This window comes from Pseudomonas kielensis (genome assembly GCF_014236655.1).
GTDB classification, from domain to species: Bacteria; Pseudomonadota; Gammaproteobacteria; order Pseudomonadales; family Pseudomonadaceae; genus Aquipseudomonas; species Aquipseudomonas kielensis.
The window spans coordinates 1-10494 of sequence record NZ_JACMYG010000060.1 but is presented as its reverse complement, the minus strand read 5'-3'; the positions used below and the strand labels follow the sequence as shown (position 1 = coordinate 10494).

Below are 10494 nucleotides of genomic sequence, written 5' to 3'. Positions count from 1 at the left end.
GAATTCCGAAACCCCTGTCTGCATTGCAGACAGGGGTTTTGTCGTTTCAGAGGTCACTAAAATCTCTGCGAGGCACCATAGCTTGCAGCAGAGTCGACCCCCGTCAAGCCCCACCTTGCCCAGATCGTAGCCGACATACAGCACGCCCAGACACAGGCCATCGAGTGCCGCGCTGTCAAACAGGTAATCCACCCACAGCGAATCCACATGGCGTGGCGCCTGCGTCGGCGAGTTGCCCCTGTTTTCGATCACATCGATGTCGGTACTCAGGGGGCAACTTCGTACGCTGGCCATAACGCTGATGCAGCACACCATCGGCCGGCATGCCGCTGTGATAGCTGCCGCCGGGGTCGTGCTGCAGGTAGGCCTGCAGTGTCAGCGAGGTGTCGTCTGTAAAGTCGAGGCTCAGGGGCGTAGCGCTTTTCCTCGTTGTGATCGAACTGCGTGTCAGATTTGTCGACAAGGTCGGTCAGGCGCTAGCCAATGCGCTTGTCGTCGTCTACAAGGCCGCTGAAGTCAAAACCCACACCTCGTTAGCCCTGAGTGCCGACCGTGGCTTGAACCTGATGATAGGCCTCGTACAGCGGCTTCGTACGGGTGTCTTGGTGGCGACCTCACTGTGTGTCGCGTTGTAGCCGTCCTGGCTGACCGCCTGCCCCCCCGATTGTCCGCCCTGCAGCGCCCTCGATTCCTCTCAATGAAAATGCTCTAGCCCGCCATTCGCCGGGTATTTGTAGAGATTGTCCCGGGTTCTGCACAAAAGCCTAAGTTTTCCCGGCTTGGTGCCGAAAGACTGGGGGAGACATGCGTGCACCAAAGTAGAGCGGCTACAGAGCGGCCTATGGCGTCACATGGAATGTTGCACCCGGAACGCATCCCTACTCTTTTGCATGAGAAGCCCCCCTGACATGAATCTCAAGTTCAGCCATAAAATCCTGTTGGCCGCTTCGGGCGTCGTGGTCCTGGCGTTCGCCTTGTTCACTTTGTATAACGACTACCTACAGCGCAACACCATCCAGCAAAACCTCGACGCCTCCGTCCAGCAAGCGGGGGCCCTGACGGCCAGCAGCGTGCAGAACTGGCTCAGTGGACGGATCCTGGTCCTGGAGAACCTGGCGCAGAACGTCGCGCACCAAGGCGCCAACGCCGACTTCCCGGGCCTGGTCGACCAGCCCGCCTTCACCTCCAACTTCCAGTTCACCTACGTCGGTCAGGTAAACGGAGTGTTCACCCAGCGCCCTGACGCGAAAATGCCCGAGGGCTACGACCCGCGTCAGCGCCCCTGGTACAAGCAGGCGGTCGCGGCGGACAAAACCATGCTGACCCCGCCCTACCTGGCCGCAGTCGGCGGTCTGGTAGTAACCATCGCCATGCCGGTCAAGAAGCACGGCGAACTGTTGGGTGTGGTGGGCGGCGACTTGAGCCTGGCGACCCTGGTCAACATCATCAATTCGGTCGACTTCGGCGGCATTGGCCATGCGTTCCTGGTCAGCGCCGACGGCCAGGTGATCGTCAGCCCGGACAAAGACCAGGTGATGAAAAACCTCAAGGACATCTATCCAGGCGCCAACGTACGCGTCGGTGCGGGCAACCAGGACGTGCTGCTCAACCAGCAGGAACGCATCCTGTCCTTTACCCCCGTCACCGGTCTGCCGAATGCGCAGTGGTACATCGGCCTGTCGATCGACCGGGACAAGGCCTACGCCGCCCTGGGCAAGTTCCGCACCTCAGCCCTGATCGCCATGTTCGTCGCCGTCACCGCGATTGCCGTGCTACTGAGCCTGCTGATTCAAGTGCTGATGCGCCCACTGACCACCATGGGCCGCGCCATGCAGGACATCGCTCAGGGGGAGGGCGACCTGACTCGCCGCCTGGCCGTGCAAAGCAAGGATGAATTCGGTGAGCTGGGCGGGGCCTTCAACCAGTTCGTGGAGCGGATTCATGCCTCCATCAGCGAAGTCTCGTCGGCCACCCGTCAGGTGCACGACTTGTCGCAACGGGTGATGGCATCCTCCAATGCCTCGATCATCGGCTCCGATGAGCAAAGCGCGCGGACCAACAGCGTCGCTGCGGCCATCAATGAACTGGGCGCAGCCACCCAGGAAATCGCCCGCAACGCGGCGGACGCGTCGCAACACGCCAGCGGCGCCAGCGAGCAGGCCGACGACGGGCGCCAAGTGGTGGAGCAGACCATCCTGGCGATGACCGAGCTGTCGCAGAAAATCAGCCTGTCCTGCACCCAGATCGAAACCCTCAACGCCAGTACCGACAACATCGGGCACATTCTCGATGTGATCAAAGGCATCTCCCAGCAGACCAACCTGCTGGCGCTCAACGCCGCGATCGAAGCGGCGCGTGCCGGTGAAGCCGGGCGCGGGTTTGCCGTGGTGGCCGACGAAGTGCGCAACCTGGCGCATCGCACCCAGGAGTCCGCCGAAGAGATCCACAAAATGATCACCTCGCTGCAAGTCGGTTCGCGTGAGGCGGTATCGACCATGAACGCCAGCCAGCTTTCCAGCGAAGAAAGTGTCGAAGTGGCGAATCAGGCGGGTGCGCGTTTGGTCAGCGTGACCCAGCGCATCACCGAGATCGACGGCATGAACCAGTCGGTCGCGGCTGCGACGGAAGAACAGACCGCCGTGGTCGAGACCCTCAACGTCGACATCAACCAGATCAACCTGCTGAACCAGCAGGGCGTGGCCAACCTCAACGAAACCTTGAAGGATTGCGACGCCCTGTCGCTGCAGGCCAACCGCCTCAAACAACTGGTGGACAGCTTCAAGATCTGAAGCCCCGTAGCACTGGCAAAAACGCGATGAGCCCGGCCGGGATCATCGCGTTTTTTTTCGCCTATGCACCCGCGAGCATCAGTTCGTTGAGGTCTTGCCCTGGGATTCGATGCTGTTCAGATAGCGGGTGATGACCTCCACCGCGCGATTGAGGTGGTGCGTCAGCTTGGCCACGCCCTGGTCAATGTCCCTGGCTTGGGCAATGCGCAGCAGTTCGCGGTGATCTTCCTGGGTGAGCTTGCCAAGTCCCATGGACCCCAGGTTGAAGCGCAGGAAACGCTCTTCTTCCCACAGGCCGTTTTCGATCAAGGTCAGCAAGCGGCGGTTCGGTGCCTTGCGGTACAGGGCCATATGGAACAGGCGATTGAGTCGGCCGATTTCGGCGTAATCGGTCTCGGTTTCCAGGTGGTCGATGTGGCTCGCGGCCTCGGCGAAATCTGCCTCATCGAGCAGCGGAATCGACAGGCGCAGGGCCTCGCACTCCAGCAGGATGCGCAGCGCATAGGTCTCGGTCGCGTCACCTTCTATCAGGGGGGCCACGACCGCGCCTTTGTGGGCGACGACATGCAGCAGCGATTGCGCTTCGAGCTGGCGCAGCGCTTCGCGCACGGGCATGCGGCTGACGCCGAACAGGTCGGCCAGGTCTTGCTGGCGCAGGGCGGTGCCGCAGGGCAGGCGCCCGTCGAGAATGGCCGAACGCAGGGTTTCTTCGATGACCGCGCGGGCCAGGTGGGCGGGGATGGGCCCGCTGATGGTAATGCTGTTGAGTGGGTTGGGCTTCTGTGCCACGACAATGCCCTCCGACAGTAAAAGTAAATATTGGATCCAATGCACACTAGTGACTGGTTGCCAGCTTGTCAAACGGGCAAGACAATGCCTTTTTCGAGCGTTTAATGCCACAGGCATAGGTGTCGGATGACAGGATGGCAAACGCGACGTTGTGATCCAGATCGGTCCCTCAAGTTTAGCCTGCGTCCAGTGATTGCATCGTGCCATTGTCTTTTGCCGATCCAGGCTGCACCATCAATCGATTTCCCACCGCCTTCTCGGAATCACCGCATTGCTGGCACGTTGCGCACTCACTTTGACCTGGCGTTGGCTGTGCTCGGCACTGCTGATCGGCAGCGTCATGCTCGGTGCCCTGCAGGCCGATTGGGACTTCTCACAGATCAGTCGGCGGGCAGAGGCCTTGTACGGGCCGTTGGGCGAGGGCAAGCAGCGGATCGATGCCTGGCAGCGCCTGCTGGCCACGCAGCAGCAAGTGCCGGAGCTCGAGCAGCTCAAAGCGGTCAATCTGTTCTTCAACAAGCAGATGCGTTACGTGGAAGACATCGACCTGTGGCGTCAGGTCGATTACTGGGAAACGCCGGTCGAAGGCTTATGGAAAGGGGCCGGAGATTGCGAAGACTACGCGATCGCCAAATACTTCAGCCTGCGCCATCTCGGGGTCTCCAGCGACAAGTTGCGAATTACCTACGTCAAGGCCCTGCGCCAGAACCGCGCGCACATGGTCTTGACCTACTATGCCAGCCCGGACGCGATGCCACTGGTGCTCGATAGCCTGGTCGACGCAATCGCGCCCGCCAGCCAGCGTACCGACCTGTTGCCGGTCTACTCCTTCAATGCGCAGGGCTTGTGGCTGCCAGGCGCCAAGGGCAACCAGAAAGTCGGCGATACCAAGCGCCTGTCCCGTTGGCAGGATGTGCTGAAAAAAATGCAGGCCGAAGGATTTCCGGCCGAGACGACCCACTAGGAGCGCGCGCTCAGATGTCATTGTTCAAACAGTTGTTGCTTGCTATCTGCCTATTCCTGGTGGTCGCCTTCACCGGCAGCTTCATGGTCAGCCTGGAAAGCTCGCGGACCCAGTACGTCAATCAGCTGCGCTCCCACGCCCAGGACGCGGCCACGGCACTGGCGTTGTCGCTGACACCCAATATCGACGACCCGGCGATGGTCGAGCTGATGGTCAGCTCGATCTTCGACAGCGGTTATTACGCGAGCATTCGTGTGGTAGACCTCAAGACCGACACCGCCATCGTCGAGCGCAGCGGCACGCCCGATGTCAGCAAGGTGCCCCAGTGGTTCGTCAACCTGATCGGCCTGGAGCCGGCCGGTGGCGATGCCTTGGTCAGCCGCGGTTGGGAGCAGGCGGCCAGGGTCGAGGTGATCAGCCACCCCATGTTCGCCGTGGCCAAGCTCTGGCAGAGCGCCCTGGGCAGCCTTGGCTGGTTGCTGGTGTGTGGCGCGGTCAGCGCGGTGCTGGGGGCGTTGTTGCTGCGCCGCCAGCTCAAGCCGCTGGACTACATGGTCAAGCAGTCCCATGCGATTGCCCGGCGTGAGTTCCTCAGCCTGCCGGAGCTGCCGCGCACACCTGAGTTACGGCGTGTGGTGCAGGCCATGAACCAGATGGTCGAAAAGCTCAAGGCGCTGTTCCAGGAGCAGGCCGAGCGCAGTGAGAAACTGCGTGCGCAATCCTATCAGGACACACTCACGGGCTTGGCCAACCGGCGCTATTTCGAGATGCAGTTGAATGCCCGGGTGAGCAATGCCGAACAGGCGAGCTCCGGTTACCTGTTGCTGTTGCGGGTCAAGGACCTGGCGGGCCTCAACCAGCGCCTGGGCGGGCAACGTACCGACCAGTTGCTGCAGGCCGTCGGCCAACAGCTATCGCGTGAATGTGCCCGCTACCCGGAAACCCAGAACCTGGTCACCCGGATCCGTGGCGGCGAATTTGCCGTGCTGGCGCCAGGACTGGTCCGTGAAGAAGCGCAGCAGCTGGCGCAGAGCCTGGACAGTGCGTTGGCCAGCCTGCATGCCACCGGAGCGACTGACGTGCCAACGGTGGCGTCGATCGGCCTGGCACCGTTCGTCCACGGCGATACACCGCAGGCGGTGTTGAGCCTGGCCGACCAGGCACTGTTGCAAGCGGAAGGCGAGGGCGAGTCGAACTGGGCGTGCCTGGAGCACAACGTCGCCGCGACGGTCGGCGAAGACCACCATGCCTGGCACCGGCTGCTGGACCAGGCGCTCGAGCAACAGCGCTTCCAACTGTACTTCCAGCCGGTGGTGGCCAGCCAGGACACCGACCTGGTGCTGCATTACAAAGTCCTTTCGCGCCTGCTCGACGAACAGGGCCAGACCATTCCCGCCGGGCGCTTCCTGCCGTGGCTGGAGCGTTTTGGCTGGATGGCGCGGCTCGACCGCCTGATGCTCGAGGGGGTGCTGACGCAGATGGCCGGCCATGAGCAATCGCTGGCGCTCAACCTGTCCGCGGCGACCCTGGCGGACCCGCAGGCGCTGAACAAGGTCTTCGAGATCCTGCGCCAGCATTCGGACCTGGGGCCACGCCTGACCCTGGAAATCGGTGAGGAGCAACTCCCTGACCAGGCCGTGCTCGAACACCTGACCCGGCGTCTGCGCGAGCTGGGCTTCTCCCTCAGCCTGCAGCGTTTTGGCGGACGGTTCAGCATGATCGGCAATCTGTCGCGCCTGGGCCTGGCCTACCTGAAAATCGATGGCAGCTACATCCGGGCCATCGATCAGGAAAGTGACAAGCGCCTGTTCATCGAAGCCATCCAGCGCGCCGCCCACAGCATCGACCTGCCGCTGATTGCCGAGCGGGTGGAGACTGAAGGGGAGTTGCGGGTGATTCGCGAGATGGGGCTGTACGGGGTGCAGGGCCAGTTGTTCGGCGAACCGAAACCCTGGCAGTAACCCTGAGTGTGAGCGTACCCGTCGACCGGGTTCGCTCAAGGGCTCAGATCAACCCGCTTTCATCTTCGTTGATCAGATGGCTCAAACCACCCAGCGCTTCACGCGCCTGGGTCCGGTCCATCAGCTTGGCTTGTGCGGCCGGCGGCAGGTCGGTGACGCGAATCACCCCTTTGCTGGTCAGCACCTGAATCAAGTCGTCGAGCACCCGGATCATCTCCAGGTCACTCTGTTTAAGCTGTTTGAGGCTCGTTTCCATCACCTCGTTGGCATACCAGGCCTGGACCTCGTGGTGGTCGGCGGGCAGCGTTTCCGTTGCCTCGGCGTAAGGCGCAGCCTCTACGCGCACCAGCATTCCCTGTGCATCACGTTGCACGTAGAACATCGACAATCCCTCATGAATGAACCAGCGTCGTGCTGTCAGCAGCATAGGCCAACGCAAGTGAGTATGCGGGGCAACGCTCAAATCGTCACCCCGGCGGTCATCCGAACAAGCCTGCCGACCTCCCGCGTGAGCGGTCGGCAGGTACCCGGTCAACTGTTGTTGTGGTCGATCTTGATAGTTGGATCGAGGCCGACCACCAGCGAGTTGACGCTCTGACCGGACCAGTTGTTGCCTTCCAGTTTGATCGTCACGTCGGCGTTGGCGATGCCGCCTGCGGTATTGAGCTTGCCTTCGGAACTGACCTGCAACGTCGATACCCCTTCAACCGTGGTGATTTTCAGGAAGTTGTCGATGGTGCTGGCGCTCTCGCCCTGCAACAGGTCACGCAGATCGATGCGGTCGCCTTCGCTGGCCTTGAAGTCCTTGATCACGTCATTGCCGGTATCACCTGACCTCCAGACGAAGGTGTCGGCGCCCGAGCCGCCGGTCAGGATGTCATTGCCCGAACCGCCCAACAGAATGTCGTTGCCTTCGCCGCCCAGCAGCGTGTCCTTGCCGGTACCACCCAGCAGGATGTCATTGCCCTTGCCGCCGTCGAGCACATCGTCGCCGCCCTGGCCGAAGATGATGTCGTTGCCGGCACCCCCCAGCAGGTTGTCGATACCGTCCCGCGCCCCGGACACATCGAACTTGTTGTAGTTCTCGGTGATGTACTGGTGCACGTTGCTGGCAGTGACGTTGTTGGCGTCCATCCCGGGTTGCTGGCCAACGAAGGCCTGTATGGCCTGGTAACCCTCACCGGCAATGCCATTGAAGCTCACCAGGTCGCCGAAGATGATGTCATTGCCATCACCGCCATTGACCGTGTCGGCACCCGGCAGGGTGGCCTCGGAGTGGCCGAGGATGGCATTGGCCAGGTCCTTCGGATCGATGTTGGTTTGCGGCTTGTCATCGGTGTCGTACGGAATCAGGTCGGCCGGCTTGATGGTCTTGTTCAGGCCGATCGCCTCGACCTGCGATAGCCCACTGAGCAACAGGAAGCTGCTGGTGGAGTTGCTGGTCGTGCCATTCCTGTCGTCGGTGTACGAGATCTCATAAGTACCGTCGCCCTGCGCACGGATCGTGCCGAGGGTATTTGAGTTGTACCACTTGCCCGGTTCGTATTCCGTCCATTTGAGGACCTGACCGTTGCTGTTGATCAACTGACGGCTCACGCCGCCCAGGGTGATATACGCGGTATCGCCCAGTTTGTAGTTGTTGACGTTCAGGTAGTCGTCCAGCTTGCCGTCGTTTTTGGTGGTGCTGTAGTAGAAGTCCGCCACCACCGGGTTGGGCTGCTCGCCACTCTGGTAGTAGTTGGGCTGACCGTCGGTGATGAAGTACGTCAGGTTGGTGGCGCCTTTGTTGCCCGTGGCCTGATCGCTCTGGAACCAGTTGGCTGTGGTCTTGAACACGTCCTCGTAGTTGGTACCGCCGCCCGACGACATCGACCGGACCATACCCTGCAGCAGCTCCAGCGCGCCCTGGTCATTGAGGTTGACCGACAGCGTCTTGCTCACGGTGCTGTCGAAGGTCGTCAGGAAGATATTCACCGTCCCCGAGGAGTCCGCACCCAGGCTCTGCTTGAGGGTGGTGAACATCAGCGCCAGCGAGTCCTTCGCGGCCTTGATCGAGGTGTCCATACTGCCGGAGGTGTCGACCATGAACGCGATGTTGTAGTTCTTGCCCTGGACCACGTTCAGGCCAGCGATGTCGGCAATGATGATGTCATTGCTGTCGGTCCCCAGGATGTTGTCATCCTTGGTCGTGCCCATCATCGGGTTGTACGTCGCCGGGTACAGGGTCACCGGGATCTGCGCAGTACTTGGCGCGGAACCACCCAACTGCTCGGTGGACGTCGACGTCACCGTCAAGTTGAACGAGGTGCTGTGGTACGGCGGCGGGGTGATGGTCAGCGTGCCGAGGTTCCAGCCGGTGACAATCGCCTCGCCATTGGTCGCGGTGGCCGTGAAGGTATGACCGGCGCCATCGCTGAGCACGGAGCCCGCCGGAATCCCGCCGATCTTCACGCTCAGGCTTTCGGAACCGTCCGTGTCGGTCAGTCCGGTGGTGATGGCCGACAGCTTGATGGTGCCGCCTTCTGGACCGGTGTTGAGTTTGTAACCGTCGTAGTAACCCTCACCGTTGCTGCCGTGCAGGTCGGAAACCGTGACGCCGGCATTGATCAGGTCGTTGACGCCGGTATAGATCGGCACCCCGGCACTGTTCAGGTCGCGCACCGGGCCGTTGTCCACCTTGAGGTTGACGTCGTAGCTGCCCGGGCCGCTCTGGTTGTGGTGGTAGATGTCCAGGGTGTAGTAGCCGCTGGTGGTCGGCGTGAAGCTACCATTGAGTGCGCCGCCATTGCCCCACAGGGCGCTGGCCACGTTCTGACCGCCGATAGTCACCAGCAGGCTGTCGTCGCCGGTACCGCTAAAGGTGTAGACCTTGCCGGCTTCGAGGTAAATCAGGCCGGAGGTTTTCGAAGCCACCCCAGCCGTCACATTGCCTTCCTGCACGTCGCTGATGGTGGTGCTGGTGTTTGGCGTGCCGGCCGCGTCGATCACGGATTTCAGGGTATTGGTGGGCGCACCGCTGCCTACACCGCTGAAGCCAGTGTTCAGGGCGGTCAGGCCGGTCCAGGTCTCCTTGATCAAGCCCGTCGAGTTCACGTTGGTGCCAGCGATGCTCAGCGTTGGCGCATCGGCTTGCGGGGTGATATCGACTTTCAAGGTCGCTTCATTGCCCAGGTTGAAGCCGTCGGTAGGCTTGAACTTGATCTGCGCGTAATCCGCGGCCTTGTTGCCCACTCCGGTACCGCCATAGCCATCGGCACCCGACTCGTTGCGTGCGGGCACAAACGTCAGTTTGCCGAGGGCGATATCTGCCTGGCTGATGGTTTGGCCAACCGTGACCTTGACGCCGTTGAACAGCAGGTCGCCAGCGCCCGATACCTGGGTGATGGTGATGCCCAACGGGCTGTCGTTATCGACATCAGTGACCTTGAAGTTGTCCCAGGTCAGGGTCATGGTCGTGTCTTCAAGACCGGTAACGGCCCCGCCGACAGTCACCGGTGCATGGTCGTTGTCGACGATGGTGGTGATCACGCTGGACTTGTTCGGATCGATCCCCAGGTTTTCGAAAGAACCACCGGTAGCCTTCTCGATGGTGATCTTGAAGTTCTCGGCACCCTCGACCAGCTTGTCATCACGGGTACTGATATCGAACCCGACATTGTTGCTGTTGGCCGGAATCGTAACCGTCACAACACCGGTGAAATCCACACCATTGATCGCGGTGCCGCTGTACTTCAGGGTCACCGTCACATCGGTCTGGGCGGTGTTGCTCAGGTTCAGCGTGTAATGCGCCGACTGGCCTTCGATGACCGACGTCACACCATTGATACCCACAGTGGTCAGGTCGCCCTGGCCCGATGGCTCGTCGGTGACGGTAGTGGTGTATTGGTCTTTACCGAGGGTCAACTTCTCGAAGTTGTTAGCCGAAACCGACTCGAGTTTGTTGACGATCGCGTCCTGACCGCCGGTGAAGATGTCGTCCTTGGCGGTGACC

7 protein-coding genes and 2 pseudogenes are annotated in these 10494 nt (G+C 61.3%); 4 read left to right on the top strand and 5 right to left on the bottom strand.

Annotated features, from left to right (window positions below):
• Together H7995_RS28340 and H7995_RS27710 are read right to left on the bottom strand one after the other, a co-directional pair.
• Window positions 1-207: hypothetical protein (locus H7995_RS28340; RefSeq protein WP_206684770.1), on the bottom strand; the 207-nt coding region annotated here is incomplete at its 3' end.
• Window positions 208-283: 76 nt separating this feature from the next.
• A pseudogene (locus tag H7995_RS27710) lies at window positions 284-599 on the bottom strand (TonB-dependent siderophore receptor); the annotation flags it as partial.
• A gap of 252 nt (window positions 600-851) precedes the next feature.
• On the opposite strand from H7995_RS27710, the pseudogene H7995_RS28955 reads away from it, so the two are divergent.
• A pseudogene (locus H7995_RS28955) lies at window positions 852-1934 on the top strand (HAMP domain-containing protein); the annotation flags it as partial.
• A 69-nt stretch (window positions 1935-2003) separates the two neighbouring features.
• The gene (locus H7995_RS28950; protein WP_371927929.1) at window positions 2004-2789 is read left to right on the top strand and encodes a methyl-accepting chemotaxis protein; all 786 of its coding nucleotides are present in this window, start codon (window positions 2004-2006) and stop codon (window positions 2787-2789) included.
• A gap of 78 nt (window positions 2790-2867) precedes the next feature.
• Here the strand turns inward: H7995_RS28950 and H7995_RS27700 are convergent, their stop codons facing one another.
• Window positions 2868-3578, bottom strand: a complete 711-nt coding sequence (locus tag H7995_RS27700; protein ID WP_166593091.1) for a GntR family transcriptional regulator — start codon at window positions 3576-3578, stop codon at window positions 2868-2870.
• 271 nt (window positions 3579-3849) lie between these two features.
• On the opposite strand from H7995_RS27700, the gene lapG reads away from it, so the two are divergent.
• Both lapG and lapD read left to right on the top strand, forming a co-directional pair.
• On the top strand, window positions 3850-4542 hold the full coding sequence (gene lapG, locus H7995_RS27695; protein ID WP_166593092.1) for a cysteine protease LapG: 693 nt from the start codon (window positions 3850-3852) through the stop codon (window positions 4540-4542).
• A 14-nt stretch (window positions 4543-4556) separates the two neighbouring features.
• Window positions 4557-6503 carry a cyclic di-GMP receptor LapD gene (gene lapD, locus H7995_RS27690; protein ID WP_166593093.1) on the top strand — a complete coding sequence of 649 codons (1947 nt, stop codon included), beginning with the start codon at window positions 4557-4559 and terminating at the stop codon, window positions 6501-6503.
• A gap of 43 nt (window positions 6504-6546) precedes the next feature.
• Here the strand turns inward: lapD and H7995_RS27685 are convergent, their stop codons facing one another.
• Both H7995_RS27685 and H7995_RS27680 read right to left on the bottom strand, forming a co-directional pair.
• On the bottom strand, window positions 6547-6885 hold the full coding sequence (locus H7995_RS27685; protein ID WP_166593095.1) for a tryptophan synthase subunit beta: 339 nt from the start codon (window positions 6883-6885) through the stop codon (window positions 6547-6549).
• Between the two features lie 149 nt (window positions 6886-7034).
• Window positions 7035-10494, bottom strand: a 3460-nt coding sequence (locus tag H7995_RS27680; RefSeq protein WP_185819296.1) for a type I secretion C-terminal target domain-containing protein, incomplete at its 5' end; no start/stop codon positions are given.